The sequence below is a fragment of the Daeguia caeni genome, from assembly GCF_042653845.1.
GTDB lineage: Bacteria > Pseudomonadota > Alphaproteobacteria > Rhizobiales > Rhizobiaceae > Brucella > Brucella caeni.
In genome coordinates, this window is the sequence record NZ_JBHSEL010000017.1 from 1 (window position 1) to 20,283 (window position 20,283).

The following is a 20,283-nucleotide window of genomic DNA, read 5'->3' on the forward strand; positions in this document are numbered from 1 at the left end:
ATCTGATCCTCCGTAGTTTTTGCAAACATAGAGAATCATAAACTACTGAAATCGCTCAACTTAATTTTCGGTCGGGCTCTAATATTCTGAAATGCCCTTATGGAACAGACAGATATGACTGTTCCACAAAAGCGAGAGGCAAGCAGATTATTCAGGTGGTTTTGTGCAGTTCAAGCTCCTGTACGATGAAGTCTGCAATCGCATCGATATCATCCAGATGAAAGACTGGCAGGGATTCGTCGGTTTGTGGTTGATCGCTGGCTATGGCAACGATGTTCGCATCAGTGGGGGACAGCCGCTCTGTCTTCGCACTTTCATTGCGGCGCAGTTCGATCTTTTTATGTGAATCGCGCTTGTAGCCTTCGATCAGCACAAGATCACAGGGGGACAATCTGGCGAGAATGTCTGTCAGGGGCGGTTCTGGTTCATTGCCATTTTCATGAATGATGGCATAGCGTTTTGCTGAGACAACGGCCACCTCTGCCGCACCGGCCTTGCGGTGACGCCATGAATCCTTGCCTTCGTGATCAATGTCAAAGTCATGATGCGCATGTTTGACGGTTGCGATGCGATAGCCGCGCCCGGTCAGATTGCGTACCAGCCGCTCGGTCATGGTGGTTTTGCCTGAATTCTTCCAGCCGATGATACCAAACAGTTTCTGTGTCATGTCATGACCTTCTGGAGACGCTGTGCTTCAATATAGTCAGCACGGTGGTTGATGTTGAAAAAGGGATCATAAGTTTCTTCGCCAAGCTGCAGCAGTGGAAACACAGCACTTTCAAAGCCGATATGCATGGCAAAGGCGAGAACACTTTTGCTTGCCGAGCTTTCCAGCCATCTGTTGAGCGCGCCCGCCAGATCCGTGCGCCATAAGCCAAACAGCGGGTGGAGCCTTGCGTTTGACTGGGCCAGTATGATCGGGACTTGCGTTTCAGCCTGCCGTGCTACGAGACGGGCCACGAGATCGGCCGGGAAAAACGGCGTGTCGGCTGCAACCGTGACAAGAAACTGATGGTCTTGTGCAGCCTGTATTGCGGCAAGAATGCCGGCCAGCGGGCCGCAAGCGCTGAAACTGTCACGCACCACATCGCATGGCAGCGTATCAAGGATGGGCATTTCCCTGTTCGCATTGATAAAGACAGTATCCAACTGAGCCAAGAGTCGTTCCGCGACATGCGCGATGATCGGCTGCTTGCCGAGGGGCAGCAGGAATTTGTCGCCAGCCACGCCATCCTGCTGCATCCGGCTGGACTTGCCGCCTGCAATAATGGCGCCGGCTATTTTCGGCACTGGCTGTGTCATGATGGATCAACACCAGTTGGAATCGTTGCAAGTGTGCTTTTTGCTTCTGCCATCTTTTTCAGCACGCTTTCCCGATAGACCATGTAGATGCCGCTTGCGACAATGATCAATGCGCCGACAATGGTGTAAAAATCGGGTGCCTGCTGGAACACAAGGGTACTGAGGATCATCGCCCACAGCAGGGACGAATAACGGAAGGGCGAGACAAAGGACACTTCACCTTCGCGCATTGCCAGAATGATGAAATGATAGCCAACAATCAACAGAAGGGCAGCAATGGCCGTTATTGCGATGGCGGTAAGGGAGAGCGGCTGCCAGCCCCCCATGGGCTTGATCAGGATCGCGCCTGTGATGGTAATGACGGCGGCGGTCAGGGTTGAAATATAAAGTGCCGGCACTTGCGGCGAAATCTGGCGGGTAACCAGATCGCGGCTGGCGGCAAAGATGATGCTGGCGAGAAGAATTGTGATGGCGAGCAAGCTTTCCGAACCACTTGCGCCAGGACGAATGATGATCAACACGCCCATCAGCCCGATGATGATGCAGAGCCAGCGTCGCCAGCCAACCTTTTCCCGCAGAAACAGGGCTGCTCCCAGCGTGACCACCAGCGGATTGGCCTGAAAAACCGCGGAACAGAAGGCCTGGGACAGATGCGCCAGAGAATAGATATAGCTGACTGAGGCAAAGACTTCACTGAGCACGCGGATAATGGTCTTGCCGTCGAGGGAGGGGTGAAAGAGCGCGCCTTTCTTGAGTGCGAACAGACCAATCAGCGTGGTTGCGAACAGACCACGCAGGAATATATATTGGCCAACGCCCATCTCTTCAGAGAGATATTTGGTAATGGAGTCCCCGAAAGTGAATGTCCCCATGGCAAGCAGCATATACACGCTTGCCCGAAAATTTGCAGAATGCGGCACAATAAATATCCCAGTTTAAAATTTCATACTGGTTCTCTGCCAATATAGCGAATGTATTTTCGATTTCGGTATTTAAAGTATAGTTACAAACAGTAACATTTTTGATCACAATGTAGCTGCCGCGTGATCAGCCGCCGGTCATGCTCATGTGTCGTGCCACGGCCGGGCGAAGATGCTCGCGGTCGATGACGAAATCATGGCCTTTGGGCTTGCGTGCTATGGCCTTGTCAATGGCGTCAGAAAGCAGCCTGTCATCATCGCCTGCCCGCAAGACCTTGCGCAAATCGGCCTCGTCATTCTGGCCAAGACACATGTAAAGCTTGCCGGTGCAGGTCAGTCGTACACGGTTGCAGCTTTCGCAGAAATTATGCGTCAAAGGGGTAATCAGGCCAAGACGGCCGCCTGTTTCCTTGACGGTCAGATAGCGGGCAGGACCACCTGTGCGGTAAGCAATGTCCTCAAGCGTGAACTGACGGCCAAGGGCAGCGCGCACCTCGGACAAGGGCAGATATTGCTCGGTTCGGTCCTCATCAATCTCGCCCAATGGCATGGTTTCAATCAGGGTGAGATCCATGCCCCGCCCATGCGCCCAACGCAGAATGTCCGGGATTTCGGCCTGATTGAAATTTTTGAGTGCAACCGTATTGATCTTGATATGGATGCCGGCGCGTTGCGCCGCATCAATGCCTTCCAGTACCCGGGAAAGATCCCCCCAACGTGTGATGGCTCGAAATTTGTCAGGATCGAGCGTATCAAGTGACACATTGATGCGTTTGATACCGAGTTGGGCCAGTTCATCGGCAAAACGCGCAAGTTGCGAGCCATTGGTGGTCAAGGTCAGCTCTTCCAGCGCGCCAGACTCAAGATGGCGCGCCAACTGGCGGATCAGGTGCATGACATTCTTGCGCACCAGGGGTTCGCCACCGGTAAGCCGCAGCTTGCGCACACCCTTATGGATGAAGGCGGTACACAGCCGATCGAGCTCTTCCAGCGTCAGCAGATCCTGTTTGGGCAGGAAGGTCATATGTTCGGCCATACAATAGGTGCAACGGAAATCACAGCGGTCCGTGACCGATACGCGCAGATAGCTCACCACGCGTCCGAACGGGTCAATCATGGGCGTTGTGCCTGAGGCTGTCTTGCGCGGCGGCAGAACATTGTCTGTTACGCTAAACATGGAAGACGCTCCTCACATTTGATTCTGAATCTGTTCCGCCTCACAATAAACAGGAGGGTAGGTGTAAGTGGGCTTGTTGTCCAGTATAAGAGATGTGCTCAAATGGAAACGGGTTTGGAGACGGATCGGAATGAAAACGGCAATCTGGCTTTCGGGCCTGCTGATGCTTTCAACGCAGGCTCAGGCAGCCTTGTCGCCCAATTATCAGCGTGCCCGTGAATTGACGGCAGTGATCGAGGCGGTTGCTTCTGCCTTTCCTGACAGGCTGGTGGACAAGGTGCAATTTGTCGAAGATGACAAATATGAAGTCACGGCCGGTGCTTGTCGGGTGATCGTGACGCTTGAGACAAAGCCGATTGAGCCGGGGCTTGTGGGCCCGCGTCAGTTTGATGCAGGCTTGCCGATCCTGTCTGTCAATAAGTGCAGAAATTTCTGGGCAGCAGCCAGATCCGGCTTTATCTGTGCTGCATGAGATCTGACAATGGAGAAGCGCCATGAGCGAACGCTGGCCGAAGGAATTGCGGGTTTCACCGGATCGCAAATTGCTGACCATCACATTTGACAATGATGAGCGGTTTGAACTTTCAGCCGAAATGTTGCGTGTTCTGTCCCCCTCGGCGGAAGTGCAGGGCCATTCGCCAGATCAGCGCATTACCGTGGGCGGTAAACGCAATGTGGCTATCATGAAAATGGATCCGATCGGCCATTATGCGGTACGCATCACCTTTGACGACATGCACGATACCGGCCTGTATTCCTGGGTCTATCTTTATAAGCTTGGCAGCGAAAGGGCTACCCTGTGGCAAAACTATCTGGATGAGCTCAATGAAAAGGGGCTGTCACGCGATCCGGTTCGGTAGGGAATGTAGCGGCCTAAAGGGAAAGGGCGGCTCGAAGCCGCCCTTCTTGTTTATTCGAGATTGAATTCCTTGAAGAAGTCATTGCCCTTGTCGTCAATGACGATGAAGGCCGGGAAGTCTTCCACCTCGATGCGCCAGATGGCTTCCATGCCGAGTTCCGGATATTCGACGACCTCGACCTTCTTGATGCAGTCCTGTGCCAGGCGGGCGGCTGGACCGCCAATCGAGCCAAGATAGAAGCCGCCATGCTTGGCGCAGGCATCACGCACCTGACGCGAACGGTTGCCCTTGGCCAGCATGACCATCGAACCGCCAAAGGACTGGAACTGATCAACATAGGAGTCCATACGACCTGCCGTGGTCGGGCCGAACGAGCCCGATGCATAACCGACAGGTGTCTTGGCCGGGCCAGCATAATAGATCGGGTGATTCTTGAAATAATCCGGCATGGGTTCACCATTTTCGAGGCGCTCGCGGATCCTGGCATGGGCCAGATCGCGGGCAACGATAATGGGGCCGGACAGGGAAAGACGGGTCTTGACCGGATGTTTGGTCAGCTCCTTGAGGATTTCGCTCATGGGCAGGTTGAGGTCAATCTTGACCACATGTGCCGACAGCTTTTCCTCATCAATGTCTGGCATATATTGGGCCGGATTGGTTTCGAGCTGTTCAAGGAAGATACCTTCCCTGGTGATCTTTCCGAGTGCCTGACGGTCGGCCGAGCAGGAAACGCCAATGCCGATCGGCAGCGAAGCGCCGTGACGCGGCAGGCGGATGACGCGCACGTCATGGCAGAAATATTTGCCGCCAAACTGGGCGCCAACCCCAAGCGACTGGGTAAGTTTGTGGATTTCGGCTTCCATTTCCAGGTCGCGGAAAGCGTGACCGGCTTCCGAGCCTTGCGTGGGCAGTGTGTCGAGATAGCGGGTGGAGGCAAGCTTGACCGTCTTCAGGTTTAGCTCGGCCGAGGTGCCGCCAATGACGATTGCCAGATGGTAGGGCGGGCAGGCTGCCGTGCCGAGGCTCAGGATCTTGTCTTTCAGGAAGTTGATCAGGCGGTCATGCGTCAGGAGTGACGGGGTGCCCTGATAGAGATAGGTCTTGTTGGCCGAGCCGCCGCCCTTGGCGATGAACAAGAACTTGTAGGCATCTTCGCCTTCCTCATAGATTTCGATCTGGGCGGGCAGATTGTTGCGCGTATTGCGCTCATCGAACATCGAGAGTGGTGCAAGCTGCGAATAACGCAGGTTCTTCTTGGTATAGGTGTCGAGCACGCCTGCCGCCAGTGCGTCAGCGTCGCCGCCTTCTGTCCAGACGCGACGGCCCTTCTTGCCCATGATGATGGCCGTGCCCGTGTCCTGGCACATGGGCAGAATGCCGCCAGCTGCAATATTGGCATTCTTCAGCAGGTCGTAGGCAACAAAGCGGTCATTGTCGGTTGCCTCCGGGTCTTTCAGAATATTGGCAAGCTGCTGCAGATGACTTGGGCGCAGCAGATGGTTGATGTCGGCAAAGGCGGCTTCCGACAGGAGGCGCAACCCTTCCTTTTCCACGGTCAGGATTTCCTGGCCTTTAAACGTGTCGACGGAGACATAGTCCGAAGTCAGTTTACGATAAGGCGTGTCGTCCTTACCCAGGGGGAAAAGATCGGCGGCGCTTGCATCTGCCATTGTCGGTTCCTCGCTTGCTGTGACTGCACCGGCCGAAACGACGCTCGAATATTGGGCGATTTCTGCTGGCGCGGAAAATCTGATCTGGGCGCTTTTAACGCGATGGTGCCACAAAGCCACTGCGGCACATTGTTCTTGTGCGACTTTTCTGGCGCTGAGGAGATAATTGACAGGCGGTCATAATTCAACGGACAATAATTTGGTACGCGATGGTTAACGTTAAAAGTTTCTAAACGGGATTGATACATTGTCAGCATCGATAGATTGGTGATCCGCTTATGGCGGATGCAATGAGTTGGCAGTTGAAATGCAGTTTTCCAGACGTCTCGGGATGGGCAAGGCAGATGCATGATGGTAAATTCATAAGGAGGAAGGCTTTCCTTCTTGCTTTCTCGGCTATGGCGCTGATTGCTTCTGATCAGGCCCATGCTGCAAACACTCTGCTGGAACTGTTTCAACAGCGCAGACAAAAACAGGCTGAAGTTGCGCCCACTCCTGCGCCCGCACCTGTAAAGAAGCCAGCGACCAGTCCCGAACGTGCCAAGCCAGTCGCCGCAACAACTGCACCAGCCAATCCTGATGCGCTTGCCAGACGGGCAAAAGTCCAGGCGTCGCAGGTCTATGACTACAAGCCTGAAAAGCTGGTGCGCATTGATTTTAACGCAGTTGATCCGCAACGACCGTCTGCCACGGATGCATTGACAGAGGGCATGTCAGCCATTGGTGTCGATGAGCCTGCAATCGGGGCAGGGCAGAAAAGCTTCAATGAAGCTGAAGACTATCTCAAGGAGACGCAAGTTTATGCTGAAAAGGCCATAGCTGACGCGATTGTCAGCTATTACACCAACAAGCGCCACTTCATCTGGGTTGCCGATGATCAGGCGCTTGACAAGGCGAAGTCTCTGGTAGGCTTTTTTGCCAGCGCTGACGAGGATGGGCTTAATCCGGAAGAATATGCGGTCACCATTCCATCTGAAACCTATGGTGTGATGGATCGGGAGGCGCGTCTGCGCAAACTGGCCGAGTTTGAAATACTGCTTTCCGCGCGGGCACTGCGCTATGCGCTGGATGCCGGTGAGGGGCGGATCATCGCCAACCGGCTGAGCGGCTTTCATGACTTGCCACGAGGCCGGGTCGATCTGCTCGACGTGCTGAACAGGTTGGCGGAGACGGCAGATCCTGCTGCTGTTCTCTACAGCTATCAGCCGCAGAATGAACAATATAGGGCTCTGAAGCGTGCGCTTGCAGAAATGGCGCCTGATTCCGGCGAGACGATCCGGATTGCTCTTGATGGCGTCATTCGTCCCGGTGACCGGAGCGAGCATCTTGCAAAAATCGTTACGCTCATCACCCGGCATGCGCCAGCCAGTTATTTGGCCAAGCATGGCGATGTGCTGCGCGCGCATGCCGATGCGCAGATTTATTCGCCTGAACTGGTATCAGCCATCAAGAGCTATCAGAAGCTGTCCGGCAGTGCGCCCGATGGCATTATCGGCAAGGCGACACTGGCTTCCCTGCACGGAGAACAGTCATCCATCAAGCGTGATCGCATTCTTTATGCGATGGAACGGCTGCGTTGGTTGCCGCATGATTTTGGTAACCGCTATGTCTTTGTCAATCAGCCTGCCTTTCGTGCCGAATATTTTGAAGACGGTAGGCTGAAGCTCGGCATGAATGTGGTGATCGGTTCGCCGACCAATCAGACCTATTTTTTCTACAACAAGGTTCAGATGGTGGTTTTCAACCCATCATGGGGCGTGCCGCGGTCGATCGTTGTGAATGAAATGCTGCCGCGAATCATGCGTGATCGCAGCTATCTCGATCGTAATGGTTATGAGGTCTATCAGAACGGGAAAAAGGTTTCTGCAAACGCGGTCAACTGGAGTGCGGTCGCAGCCGGAAAGGCGCATGTTGGTATACGCCAGAAACCAAGTCTGGATAATGCCTTGGGTGAATTGAAGATCCTGTTTCCCAATGCGCATGACATTTACATGCATGATACGCCGGCAAAATCCTATTTTGCCCGCGATATGCGTGCCTTGAGCCATGGCTGCATACGTCTTGAACGTCCCCGTGAAATGGCTGCGGCCGTGATGGGAGCGAAGGTTGCTGAACTGAACAAGTATTTTGGCGGCAATGAGCGCGGCATCAAGGTCAAGGAGCCGGTGCCAATCTATATTGCCTATTTTACCGCCTGGCCTGATGAGAACGGAACCATTCATTATTATGGTGATGTGTATAATCGGGATTCCGCTTTGCAGAAGGCTTTTGAGAAAACAGCCGCTTCACGCCTTGCTGCCATATAGTTGCCGCGGATTGATCAAGCGCGATGAGCAGATGGATACATGATGACACACATGCAGCGCTGCATATTCCTGTCAGATATGCGACGTTGTTTGTGTGTAACGGTATTACTCTGATGGAATGGTCTCCAGGCTGTTTTCTTGACTTGCAGCACTGTTTCAGTGGGAGGAAAGGGGGAATTGTAATTCATGCCCGGTTTTACTGATTGAATGCGTGTGTATATTTTTCAAAGGTATAATTTATTATAGTTTTCAGAATTTTCAGAAATAAAATAATCTTTTCAAGTCTTGAAATGCTCTGGACAATGTCAGTGATGCTGCTCATACTTTAGTCGGGGAGGATGAGCAATGTCATTAACTGGGTTTGTTATCGCACTGTTGGTTTTGATGGCAGTCATATGGGGCTTTGCCAAGCTGAACAGTATGGGGGGGAACAGGACGCCTTGATATAACCCATTCGTTAGAGGTTGATTTTTCTGGTGGCTCGACGAACCTTTAGCGGATATGATGGTATGGATAAACGCGTCACAAAAAACGCCCGGGAAACCGGGCGTTTTTATTGAATGTTGCAAGTGATTAGAACTTGTAGGCTGCACCCAGGCGCAGATCATGGGTCTTCATCTTGGTGCTGAAGTGATCATCGCCAACACCGTAATTGTTGGTGCCGTAGTCGGTGTAGCGATATTCGCCGCGGACAATGATGTTGTCGGTTGCGGCATAGTCAATGCCGGCGCCAAGAGTCCAGCCGGTCTGCGTATCGCTCTTGGTGGCGATGACCGTGTCGCTACCCTTGACGATGGTTGCACTGCTCTTGACATTGCCCAGAGCAAGACCGCCGGCGACATAAGGCAGCATGCGGTCAACGGCAACGCCGACGCGTGCACGGGCAGCGCCCGACCAACGCAGCTTGCTTTCAACATCAGCGCTCAGTGACTGGTTGGAGAAATGCTCGCTCTTTTTCATCCAGTTATGCGTCAGGTCGGCGTCAACGCCCACAACGATGCTGTTGCCCAGATCGTAGTTGTAGCCGCCATAAATACCCATCAGGAATCCGTCCGGATCAACCTTGAAAGTAGCATCATCGCTGCCAATCTTGGAGCGACCCCAGCCGTAACCAACCTGACCACCAACGTAGCCACCGGTCCAGGTAAAGATCGGGCCAGAAATTGCCGGAACCGGTTCTTCATAAGAAATGGCGTCAGCGGCAAGTGCTCCATTTGCAACAGCAAAGACAGTTGCGGATGCAAGAAGGATCGACTTGATATTCATAGGATGCTCCAAATGTTGGTAAGCGTAAATCAACTGTTGTCTCGCTTTTAACAAGGTTTATCGAAAATGTCTGTAACTCAAAAGTCACAATTAATTTCACGGCAGGCATAATTCGATTTAAAAGCGTTTATGATTAAGGACTGGTAAATTGATGTATGCTTATTAATATATTGTTTACTGTAAAAATATACTTATTATTAATAAATAAATACTGCCGTCATTGGGTGATATATGCATGTACGTTGCAACGATAGCCTTCGAAGGTAGGGATTTCAGCGTACAACCTGACACTTGTCGGAAGATTGGCGGCAAAATTGTCATCTTTGCCTTCATCAAGGCGATATGCAGTGAAAGCCCGTTTAGCGGCTCAGAGCCCCGATCAGAATTGTTGCCATGCCGGCGAGGCAGAGTGCTGCGCCTGCAGCATCTGTGCGGGAGGGGATTTGTCCTTCCACCATCCACAACCAACCGAGCGAAGCGACAATATAGATACCACCATAGGCGGCATAGGCACGACCGGCAAAATCGACTTCAATGCGCGTCAGCAACCAGGCGAAGGTGATGAGTGAAACAAGGCCGGGAACAAGCCAGAGAACCGATTTGTCCAGTCTTGACCATAGCCAAAAGGCAAAGCAGCCGGCAATTTCTGCAACGGCAGCACCGAGATAAATTGCGAGTGATGAAATCAATTGCATATCTTGCTGCTTGCCCTGGCTGGTCTTTGGCGTCATGGACCGGCCATTGCATAACGTGGGCAAGGCGGATAAGTCAAACAGGCGGACTGATGGATGCCTCCTTTGCTTCTGCGGTAATGCGCTGGCTGTCCCGTCGCGTAGAAGCGTCCATGGCCGCTCAAGAGATATGATCCGATAGTTTGTCAGGAAAGCTGGTGTTTCAGTGACCAGGATTAATTGTATCCCACCCGCAGAGCTGACTGGTCCACACCTGCTTGCGGAATATAGGGAATTACCGCGCATTTTTGCCCTTGTTCGAGCCGCAATAGCGCGTGGGGAAACGCCAACGGATAAACGCAATCCCGAACATTATACGCTTGGTAAGGGCCATGTGCGCTTCTTTTATCCGCGCCTGAAATTTCTCGTAAAACGTCAGGAAGCACTTGTTGCTGAAATGCAAAAGCGCGGCTACGCGCCGACTTTTACGAATATGAAAGAGCTTGCCTTGGATATGCCTGATGAATGGTGTGGTGACTGGCAGCCAACCGCAGAGGCTATCGCACTGAATCGGGAGCGCATCGCCTTGCGCATAAGGGAATCAGCCCTGCGCAGAAAACAGACTGGGGCTTCAGGCTCCCCATCATCTGGGATCAAGGACGGCTGATATAGGGGAGTCTGGCTGTAAAGTTTCGTGCCGCCTTGCGGTCAGACATGCGAATTCAGCCGTCTGATGGAAAATGGTCGGAGCGACTGGACTCGAACCAGCGACCCCTTGACCCCCAGTCAAGTGCGCTACCGGGCTGCGCTACGCTCCGAACCGGTAAAACCCGTAGTTTATAAAGGTTGATGACGCAAGACCCTTGGCGCGGTTTTTGGTGAAAATGAACATAAATGGAAAAGGATCACGGGTAAACGTTTGCCTGTTGGTGTCAGCTCTGCCGGTTTGCCTCGCCATGGCAATCTATATCCACTGCTTGCAGAACGGGGCAAGGTTGGGGTCGCTGACAGCAATAGGCCATTTATGGGGCATATGACCTGATTGTACAAACTTCGAATTCACTCGAAGTCGATGCAATTCATGGATGACGCGAATGCATCAGGTCACGATAGAAAATTGCGTATCGACATTTGCTAAGCAAAAGCTTATTTTCAAAAAGGGTAAATTCCCGTTATTTATATTGTTCAAAAATTCGAGCCGACATATTCATCGTTTGCGACTCGGCAAGTGGTGAGGGCTTGATTTGGCTGGGGTTTGTATTCCCAACCCGGTTAAAGCATGTGCGCAAATCATCAGTATTTAATATTGCTGATGCCTTATTGCTTGAGATGAGCCATAAAGTGCACCGATGAAAAACAACATCAAGAAAAAAGCAGCCTCAGAAAATATTAAACCGCACGATATATTTCGATATTCTGCTATCAAGGTCGAGTACACGACCGAAAGTCTTTCCTGGCCGAATTTACTAATCATATCGGCAGCAATGTCGCCATTCAAGGGTGAGTTTGCTCCGGTCAATAATTTGCTGATCCTGATGGTGGTCGATGGGGTCATGGCAGGAAAGTGGATCCTGGATGGCGAAACATCGGACATCAATCTGGCGCCCGGTGAACTCTTGATTGTTCCGCCGGATGTTTATTTTTCGGTCGATATCGTCAGTGAGTGCAAATTGTTGGCCCTTTATGTCGGCCAGAATATTTTGAAAGAACTGTTTGTAAAATATTCCACTTCAGGCGCATTGTTTTATAGTATTGAGTATAATCCCCATGTCCGGGATGATTTTCTGGCCACTATTATTTTTGAGATGAAGAAAATAACTGAATGTATAGATAATTTTTCATTGATGAATGTTCAGCTTCTTACCAGGACTGTTGTAGGTAAAATAATATCAAATTATTCAGTAGTGGAATACAGCAATGTAGATATTGATAAAAAAATCAGTGTTTATAAGATGAAAAAATATTAATTCATATAGATGATAATATTGATAAAAATATATTTGTAGGACAATTGGCGGATATGGCTGGTTTGAGTGGGGCGCAGTTTGTACGCCTGTTCAAGTGTGCAATGAATATAACGCCACACCAATACATCATTCGCCGTCGAGTGGATACAGCCAAGAAACTTCTCATGGCGACAGATGCATCTATCGCAGTCATAGCGCAAGAATGTGGTTTTTCCGATCAGATGCATTTGACAAAATGCTTCAGCAGGCTCGTTGGAACCAGTCCTGCCGCCTATCGGAGATCAAGAACAAGTTAAGTTTTCTGGCGCGAATTCCGTCTTTGTTCAATCTTTATGGCGGCGAAAACCACTTTGCTTTCGAAAGCATTAAGCAAAGGTTTCTTATTTGTATTTACTAAAATATAAAATATTTTTATAAAAAATAAACATGAAGTAGGATTATAAATACAATAATTGAATTTAATTGATGTCAATTTTATTTGTAAATTATTGTATTTTTGCTTGAAAGTGCATTTTCTGTGATGGATATCGCGATTGAATAATTTTATTAAATTTCCTTCATGATGCTCGTTTTTGACAAAAATCGCACTGTTTTTCCTATACTGAAATCGTGGGAGATGTATTAGGGGAACGTGAATATATTCATATATTCACTAAATTGTGCGGGATTGATGCGTAAATTTTAGCCAGATTGGCTGCTAATCTTGCATACGGCTGGTTGTGTCGGTGCCGCTTGATTGCTGAAATTAACAAGGTAAAAAAATGAAAGCGGTAGTCGTACACAAGGATGATCATGCCTCTGAGGTTGTGCATGGAAATCTGATAAATCTACACGAACCTTGTGTTGTGCGTCTATCTTTGTCGCGTTCAGCAGTCAGGGAATTTCAAAGAGATGGTTTTGATCTTGTGCTGGTGCAGCGCAATGGTCAGGTCATTCGTATAAAAAATTTCTATGTTAAAGATAATCAGGGAGTTGAAAGCGATCTTGTTCTTCAGGACGAGAATGGTGAACTCTGGTTGGGCAAACACAGTGATGGTCTGACCGATTTTAATTTCACCGAAATTCAGGGAACGGCGGCTGCCAGTGATGACAATTGGGGTCTGATACTTGTTGGTCTTGGTCTGCTTGGCGGTGGTCTTGCTGTTGCTGCTGGAGGTGGCCTTGGCGGCGGTGGGGATTCGCGGGATACTACGCCGCCGGATGCGCCAGTTGTCACGGTTGGTTCTGATGGTGTCACGCTGACCATTGAGGGCGAGAGGAACACTATCGCCAGGATTTATGATGATCAGAACCGGCTGATTGGCGAGGTTGAGCTGTCTGATACCGGCACGGCGACTTATGTTCTGGAAAAGAGCAATGGCGATGATTATGTCGTTACGTTGACGGATGACGCCGGGAATGTATCTGACGGTACTGATGTAACGGTTCCGGACAGTTTGGCGCCGGATGCGCCTTCAAATCTTGCCATCGATGATACGGGAGCAGTGCTGACGGGCATTGGGGAACCCAACGCGCATGTTCTTGTCTATGATGATGCTGGTAATCTCATCGCTGAAGGCGATGTCGCTGATGACGGCAGCTTCAGCATTGATCTGCAAGGAAATTATCTGGACGGCGAACAGTTCCGTGTCCATCAACAGGATGCTGCACAAAATCGCTCTGAACCTGGATTTGTAATTGCTCCCATAGTGGATGATACAGACGCTGATGCTGATGCTGACGCCGATGCCGATGCAGACGCTGATGCCGATGCAGATGCCGACGCAGATGCAGACGCTGATGCCGATGCGGATGCGGACGCCGACGCAGATGCTGATGCAGATGCAGATGCTGACGCCGATGCGGATGCAGATGCGGACGCTGATGCAGATGCTGATGCCGATGCAGACGCTGATGCAGATGCGGATGCGGACGCCGATGCAGACGCGGACGCTGATGCTGACGCCGACGCCGATGCAGACGCTGATGCCGATGCGGATGCCGACGCAGATGCAGACGCTGATGCCGATGCAGATGCTGATGCCGATGCAGATGCTGACGCCGATGCAGACGCTGATGCCGATGCAGACGCTGATGCCGATGCGGATGCGGACGCCGACGCAGATGCTGACGCCGATGCAGATGCTGATGCGGACGCCGACGCAGATGCTGATGCCGATGCAGATGCTGACGCCGATGCGGATGCAGATGCGGACGCTGATGCAGATGCTGATGCCGATGCAGACGCTGATGCAGATGCGGATGCGGACGCCGATGCCGATGCGGATGCCGACGCAGATGCAGACGCTGATGCCGATGCAGATGCCGACGCAGATGCAGACGCTGATGCCGATGCAGACGCTGATGCCGATGCGGATGCGGACGCTGATGCAGATGCTGATGCCGATGCAGACGCTGATGCAGATGCGGATGCGGACGCCGATGCCGATGCGGATGCCGACGCAGATGCCGACGCAGATGCAGACGCTGATGCCGATGCAGACGCTGATGCCGATGCGGATGCGGACGCCGACGCAGATGCTGATGCAGATGCTGATGCCGATGCAGATGCTGACGCCGATGCGGATGCAGATGCGGACGCTGATGCAGATGCTGATGCCGATGCAGACGCTGATGCAGATGCGGATGCGGACGCCGANCCGACGCAGATGCAGACGCTGATGCCGATGCTGATGCCGATGCAGACGCTGATGCAGATGCGGATGCGGACGCCGATGCAGACGCTGATGCTGACGCCGACGCCGATGCCGATGCAGACGCTGATGCCGATGCGGATGCCGACGCAGATGCAGACGCTGATGCCGATGCAGATGCTGATGCCGATGCAGATGCTGACGCCGATGCAGATGCTGATGCCGATGCAGACGCTGATGCCGATGCGGATGCGGACGCCGACGCAGATGCTGATGCAGATGCTGACGCCGATGCAGATGCTGATGCGGACGCCGACGCAGATGCTGATGCCGATGCAGACGCTGATGCCGATGCCGATGCAGATGCAGATGCGGACGCTGACGCCGATGCGGACGCTGATGCAGATGCCGATGCTGACGCTGATGCCGATGCTGACGCTGATGCGGATGCCGATGCTGACGCAGATGCGGACGCGGACGCGGATGCGGACGCCGATGCTGACGCAGATGCGGACGCGGATGCGGACGCCGATGCTGACGCCGATGCAGATGCAGACGCTGACGCTGACGCCGATGCAGATGCTGATGCGGATGCGGACGCCGACGCAGATGCTGATGCGGATGCGGACGCCGATGCAGACGCGGACGCTGACGCTGACGCAGATGCGGACGCGGATGCGGACGCCGATGCTGACGCCGATGCAGATGCAGACGCTGACGCCGATGCAGATGCTGATGCGGATGCGGACGCCGACGCAGATGCTGATGCGGATGCGGACGCCGATGCAGACGCGGACGCTGACGCCGATGCAGACGCAGATGCTGACGCCGATGCAGACGCGGATGCCGATGCTGATGCGGATGCGGACGCCGACGCAGATGCTGATGCGGATGCGGACGCTGACGCTGACGCCGATGCGGACGCTGACGCCGATGCAGACGCAGATGCTGACGCCGATGCAGACGCGGACGCTGATGCTGACGCCGATGCAGACGCTGATGCCGATGCTGACGCTGATGCAGATGCGGACGCTGATGCTGATGCTGACGCCGATGCCGATGCTGACGCTGACGCAGATGCCGACGCTGATGCTGATGCGGACGCCGATGCAGACGCTGACGCTGATGCAGATTCCGATGCCGATGCAGATCTGGTTGTCGCTGATAATGACGAGACGGTAAGGCTGGAAGTTACCCCAAGCGTAATTGAAAACGCCGCAACATCTCAGACGGGATTTGTTGTCGCTTCTGTCGGTCTGGGGGATGTGCTCAATCTGTCAGCGGTTGATCTGAACAAGGCGATCAGGATTGATGTTGACGAAAACACTGTTCGCCAGCTCGGCTTGGTTGGTCAGGCGGGCGGTATATCGGCTCTCGCTGACTTCTCGTTGAGTGTCTACAAGTATGATGAGATCGACCAGGTGTGGAAGATCTATCGTACGGAAGAAAGCTGGCTTGAGGTTTACCTGCTGGGTGGCGTGTCCGAACAGCTGGATCTGACACTCGGAGAAGGCAAATATGCATTGTTCCTGTCTGGTGAGGCAGGCATCGACCTGCTGACAGGCTACACGCTCAAGATAGTCAGCGATGTCATTTATGATTACAATCATCCGGTAGACGCGAGCGGTGAATATCGCGGTAATGTCATCACCGATATCGATGTCCATCATGGCAGCGATAATGTTCCGGAAGGAACAGTCATTGCCAGTGTCAATGGCACGGATGTAGCAGCTGTTGGCTATACGGAAATCGATGGCCTCTTTGGAACCTTGTCAATCCAGGCAAATGGTCAATACGTCTATACTCTGAAACCAGGTTTCACGGGCAATTACGGTGCGGTTGATGAATTTACCTATACGATAAAAACACCGAACGGCAGCTATGATACGGGTCATCTCCGGCTTACATTGACAATGGGAGAAGGCGACACCTTTGTCGCCAGTGACGATACGGTTGTGCTGTCTGTCACCCCGACCATGACCGAACTGACGGGAACGGATCAGTCGATCGACACGAAGTCGAACTTCACTGTTCTGGAACTGGGGCTGCTGAATCCAATTCTCGATGCAAACGCCTTGGCATTCCAGAATGCCATGTCGTTTACCGTATCCGAAAATACGGTTCGTGAACTGACATTTGATGCCTATTCTGCGGGTGTCCAGATTGGCGGCAGCTATGACCTGATCATCTACAAACTGGATGCACTGACGGGTCAATATGTTCAGTATCATATGCAGGATGACTGGTTCCGTGTGATTGCTCTGGTTGGTACCGCCGATGCCCTGACCCTGCGCTTTACGGAAGGCGAGTATAAGGTTCTGTTGGCTGGCACGCAGGCCGTTGGTTTGCTGAGCGGTTCGGAATTGCGTGTGGATAAGGATGTCCTGTACGACTACAATGCACCGCAATCACTGACGGGGACCACACAGGGGGACATCACCACGGATGATCATGCCGGTGATGTCGTCAAGAGCGTCAATGGTTTCATTCTTAATGAAAGCGGCTCAACGACCATCGTTGGTGATTATGGTACTCTGCTCATCAACCGGGATGGCACCTATACCTATACGGTCATGGCTGGGCAGTCCGGCTCGACGCCGCCTTATGGCAAGGTTGAGACCTTCTCCTATGTCACGATCTCGCCAAATGGTCAGGCATCCGTTTCCACGTTGAGGATCAACATTGACATGGTTGAGGCCAACGCTCTGGAGGCGGATATCAGCTTGGCAATGAAGAATGCGGTTGAGACCATCAGTGTTGGTTCACCAAGTGACAGGGTGAACGAAAACCTCAGCGAAACCTATTCGTTCACCATTGATGAGAACACGCGTGTATCGGCGACGCTCACATTGGGTGCGGTACTTGATGTTGGCAACAGCTTAAATCACATTATCAGCACCTATACGCTGATCAACAAAACGACAGGTGAAACGGTCAAGACCTCGACCAAGGATGATCGCAAGGATGCAAGCCAGTCCTGGGATTTTGGCGAGCTTGCGCCGGGTGATTATGAACTCGTCGTGACGGTGACCAGGCCGACAGCATATATCTATACCTGGAGCGTCAATCTGGCTGTCAACGTTACCCATCTGGATCAATATGCGTTTGATGGAACGCAGGCATCCTTGCCGCAGGTTCAGGGCTCGTTCGGCGTTGCCGATCTGATCAGCACCAAGGCGTTGTCCTATATTACGGTTGAAGGCAAGTCTGTCTTCACGCAGGGTAATATTGGCGCGGCATCGGTCGACATTCAGGGGCAATATGGTACGCTCACCATCAACAAGGATGGCACCTATATCTACAAGGCCAATGGCAGCGGATATGGCGTTGAAGTCTTTGACTATACGCTGACATCGGTTGCCGGAACGTCCTCGACGTCGCAATTGGTCATCAATGTCGGTGCCAACCTGTCCGGCACGGCTTATGACGATACGGCATACAGCTCTGCCGCAGATGATGTCTTCACCCTTGGCAATGGTGCAGATACGCTGGTCTATGATGCCAATGATCAGGGGCACGGTACGGACGTCTGGAAAGATTTCAATCTTGCCAATGGCGACAAGATCAGTCTTTCCGGCTGGCTCACCGATATGACCATTGATAACATCAATGATTATGTTGATGTCCGTCAGGTATTCAACACGTCGACTGGTCAGACTGATACCGTCATTGCGGTGGATGCTGATGGTGCTGGCACCAACTATCAGGATCTGCTGCGGCTTGAGAATGTCCAGCTCACACTGGATGATCTCAAATATGGAATGCTGGGCATTGATGCACAGCAGACCATGCTGATGTCGGCAAGCAGGATGCTTTTTGCGACCGATCAGTCGGATGATCTGGAAAACCTGCTTGGTGGTGGGGCTGATGATGGCTCTGATGCAACCGGTCTGGACAATACCGGCATGAGCTCAAATGCCGACGATACAACAAATAGTGGCTTGTCCTTGCCATCAGTCGAATATTTGGTGGATAATCCACTAGATGACGACGAGATTAATGAGAATTCAAGCATCATCTAACTTGACACAACTCACTGGACTCGCGTCCAGTGAGTTGTCGACTCTGCAAGCAGTTTGGATAATCGATGCTTGAAATTGATAAAGTGCAGCGATTACTCATGGCATGTTGTATCGCCAGTATGCTGACTGCGTGCAGGGGGCAGGGAGAGGTGCAGGCTGTCAAAAGCCCACCCACGCTTTCCCCTTTGTCTGGCCGTAGCATGTCGCCACCTGCTGGGCCCTCAGGTCATGACATCACTTTGCCCATTACCCAGAAATCTTCCGAGCATGGCTTGACCATGGAGGCGGCCGTGCAACGGGCTGTTTCCTGGTATCCGTCCATGGCCGAGGCTGAAGGCAAGATCTACCAGTATGATGAGCGGATAAAATCGGCGGAAGGCGGTTATCTGCCAAAGGTGAATGCCGGGTTGGGGGGAGGCTACAAGAATTACAATGACAGGGGCTGGCATCCTCAGGCTTCTGTGAGTGCAACCCAGATGCTTTATGATTTTGGCAAAGTATCGAGTGCAGTTGAAACAGAAAGGGCAGGCAGGAATATTTCTGCTGCGCAATATCTGTTGCGCATGGAAAGCCTTGGCCGTGATGTCGCGCATGCCGTGATTGAGGTGCAGCGCTATAAAAGCCTGCTTGATCTGGCCGAGGCGCAGATTGCGGGCGTCAGGAAGATAGCCGAGCTTGTCAAGCAGAGAACGGATGAGGGGGCAACATCCGCTTCCGATCTGGTGCAGGCACAGGCGCGTGTCGATCAGGCTGAGGCGACAAAGCTGCAGTATCAGTCGGAATATAATCTCTGGCGCACGACGCTGGCTTCGTTGACAGGGCTGGACAATGCCTCGTTTGCAGTCGCGGATTCCGTACCGCCCTGGCTGGATGGCGCATGTACTGTTTCCGTGCCGGACTGGAACAAGGCGCCGGCCATTCTTGAGGCTGAGGCGCGCAAACAGGAAGCCGAAGCCCAGCTCGCGGCAAGCAAAGCGGCAGGCTTGCCAACTGTCAATCTTGAAGCAACGGCAGGATATGATCTGGGCAATTCCACCGCAACGAGCAATCAGGGGCAATATTCGATTGGCGTCAATGTTTCTGCCCCACTCTATAATGGTGGGCAGACGGCAGCAAATCGCAGGGCAGCAACTCATGCAGTCAAGTCTGCGGATGCAGCCATCAATGCTGCGCGGCTTGATCTGCAACGGGGGCTGATGGAGTCGCGTGGCCAGATCGCCGCGATGGAGCGTCTGATCGTGCCGCTTCAGGCACGCGTCAAGGCGATGGAGAAAACACGGGATCTCTATCGCGAACAATATGTGTCGCTTGGCACCCGCACACTGCTTGATCTGCTCAATGCTGAACAGGAACTGCATCAGGCGCGTTTCCAGATCGCCAATGCCAAATACGATACCAGACGGCTGCAGGTCGGCTGTCTTTATAATTCCGGACTGCTGCGTACGAAATTCAACCTCAAAACGCCAGTCAGACAGATGTAACAGGGGCC

Annotated in this window: 16 protein-coding genes, 1 tRNA gene and 1 pseudogene; 10 read left to right on the top strand and 8 right to left on the bottom strand. The window is 52.5% G+C overall.

What is annotated here, in order from left to right; translation table 11 throughout:
- Positions 1-151: 151 nt before the first annotated feature.
- The 4 genes from mobB to moaA all read right to left on the bottom strand — a co-directional run bounded on the left by mobB (position 152) and on the right by moaA (position 3,399).
- On the bottom strand, positions 152-667 hold the full coding sequence (gene mobB, locus ACFO1V_RS01220; RefSeq protein WP_374834357.1) for a molybdopterin-guanine dinucleotide biosynthesis protein B: 516 nt from the start codon (positions 665-667) through the stop codon (positions 152-154).
- On the bottom strand, positions 664-1,302 hold the full coding sequence (gene mobA, locus ACFO1V_RS01225) for a molybdenum cofactor guanylyltransferase (RefSeq protein ID WP_374834355.1): 639 nt from the start codon (positions 1,300-1,302) through the stop codon (positions 664-666). Before mobA ends, mobB begins: the two co-directional genes overlap by 4 nt.
- Complete coding sequence (locus ACFO1V_RS01230; RefSeq protein ID WP_380075034.1) at positions 1,299-2,222, bottom strand: DMT family transporter; 924 nt, start codon at positions 2,220-2,222, stop codon at positions 1,299-1,301. The genes mobA and ACFO1V_RS01230 overlap by 4 nt, the downstream gene beginning before the upstream one ends.
- A 127-nt stretch (positions 2,223-2,349) precedes the next feature.
- Positions 2,350-3,399: a GTP 3',8-cyclase MoaA gene (moaA, locus tag ACFO1V_RS01235; RefSeq protein WP_374834354.1), complete on the bottom strand. Its 1,050-nt coding sequence runs from the start codon at positions 3,397-3,399 to the stop codon at positions 2,350-2,352.
- Positions 3,400-3,529: 130 nt separating this feature from the next.
- On the opposite strand from moaA, the gene ACFO1V_RS01240 reads away from it, so the two are divergent.
- Both ACFO1V_RS01240 and ACFO1V_RS01245 read left to right on the top strand, forming a co-directional pair.
- Positions 3,530-3,871: a hypothetical protein gene (locus tag ACFO1V_RS01240; RefSeq protein WP_374834352.1), complete on the top strand. Its 342-nt coding sequence runs from the start codon at positions 3,530-3,532 to the stop codon at positions 3,869-3,871.
- A gap of 22 nt (positions 3,872-3,893) precedes the next feature.
- Positions 3,894-4,259 carry a gamma-butyrobetaine hydroxylase family protein gene (locus ACFO1V_RS01245; RefSeq protein ID WP_374834350.1) on the top strand — a complete coding sequence of 122 codons (366 nt, stop codon included), beginning with the start codon at positions 3,894-3,896 and terminating at the stop codon, positions 4,257-4,259.
- Positions 4,260-4,309: 50 nt separating this feature from the next.
- Here the strand turns inward: ACFO1V_RS01245 and ACFO1V_RS01250 are convergent, their stop codons facing one another.
- Entirely contained in the window at positions 4,310-5,929 is a 1,620-nt protein-coding gene (locus ACFO1V_RS01250; protein ID WP_374834348.1) for a fumarate hydratase, read from the bottom strand.
- 344 nt (positions 5,930-6,273) lie between these two features.
- Here ACFO1V_RS01250 and ACFO1V_RS01255 point away from each other — a divergent pair, with 344 nt between their 5' ends.
- Positions 6,274-8,235, top strand: a complete 1,962-nt coding sequence (locus ACFO1V_RS01255; protein WP_374834346.1) for a L,D-transpeptidase family protein — start codon at positions 6,274-6,276, stop codon at positions 8,233-8,235.
- 573 nt (positions 8,236-8,808) lie between these two features.
- Here ACFO1V_RS01255 and ACFO1V_RS01260 read toward each other — a convergent pair.
- Positions 8,809-9,501 carry an outer membrane protein gene (locus ACFO1V_RS01260; protein WP_374834344.1) on the bottom strand — a complete coding sequence of 231 codons (693 nt, stop codon included), beginning with the start codon at positions 9,499-9,501 and terminating at the stop codon, positions 8,809-8,811.
- 359 nt (positions 9,502-9,860) lie between these two features.
- A complete protein-coding gene (locus ACFO1V_RS01265) occupies positions 9,861-10,196 on the bottom strand; it encodes a YnfA family protein (protein ID WP_374834342.1) in 336 nt (111 codons plus the stop codon).
- A gap of 202 nt (positions 10,197-10,398) precedes the next feature.
- Between ACFO1V_RS01265 and ACFO1V_RS01270 the strand changes: the two genes are divergently transcribed.
- The gene (locus ACFO1V_RS01270) at positions 10,399-10,839 is read left to right on the top strand and encodes a pyrimidine dimer DNA glycosylase/endonuclease V (protein ID WP_374834340.1); all 441 of its coding nucleotides are present in this window, start codon (positions 10,399-10,401) and stop codon (positions 10,837-10,839) included.
- Between the two features lie 74 nt (positions 10,840-10,913).
- Here ACFO1V_RS01270 and ACFO1V_RS01275 read toward each other — a convergent pair.
- A tRNA-Pro gene (locus ACFO1V_RS01275) sits at positions 10,914-10,990 on the bottom strand.
- 531 nt (positions 10,991-11,521) lie between these two features.
- On the opposite strand from ACFO1V_RS01275, the gene ACFO1V_RS01280 reads away from it, so the two are divergent.
- From ACFO1V_RS01280 to ACFO1V_RS01305, 6 genes and pseudogenes are all read left to right on the top strand, one after another.
- Positions 11,522-12,139 (top strand): hypothetical protein, encoded by a 618-nt coding sequence (locus ACFO1V_RS01280; protein ID WP_374834338.1) that lies wholly within the window; start codon positions 11,522-11,524, stop codon positions 12,137-12,139.
- A gap of 17 nt (positions 12,140-12,156) precedes the next feature.
- Positions 12,157-12,435: a helix-turn-helix domain-containing protein gene (locus ACFO1V_RS01285; RefSeq protein ID WP_380075035.1), complete on the top strand. Its 279-nt coding sequence runs from the start codon at positions 12,157-12,159 to the stop codon at positions 12,433-12,435.
- A gap of 465 nt (positions 12,436-12,900) precedes the next feature.
- Positions 12,901-13,761: pseudogene (locus tag ACFO1V_RS01290) on the top strand (Ig-like domain-containing protein); the annotation flags it as partial.
- A gap of 1,026 nt (positions 13,762-14,787) precedes the next feature.
- Positions 14,788-15,954: a hypothetical protein gene (locus tag ACFO1V_RS01295; RefSeq protein ID WP_380075037.1), complete on the top strand. Its 1,167-nt coding sequence runs from the start codon at positions 14,788-14,790 to the stop codon at positions 15,952-15,954.
- A gap of 83 nt (positions 15,955-16,037) precedes the next feature.
- Entirely contained in the window at positions 16,038-18,794 is a 2,757-nt protein-coding gene (locus ACFO1V_RS01300) for a type I secretion C-terminal target domain-containing protein (protein ID WP_374832090.1), read from the top strand.
- 278 nt (positions 18,795-19,072) lie between these two features.
- On the top strand, positions 19,073-20,275 hold the full coding sequence (locus ACFO1V_RS01305) for a TolC family outer membrane protein (RefSeq protein ID WP_380075036.1): 1,203 nt from the start codon (positions 19,073-19,075) through the stop codon (positions 20,273-20,275).
- Positions 20,276-20,283 lie beyond the last annotated feature (8 nt).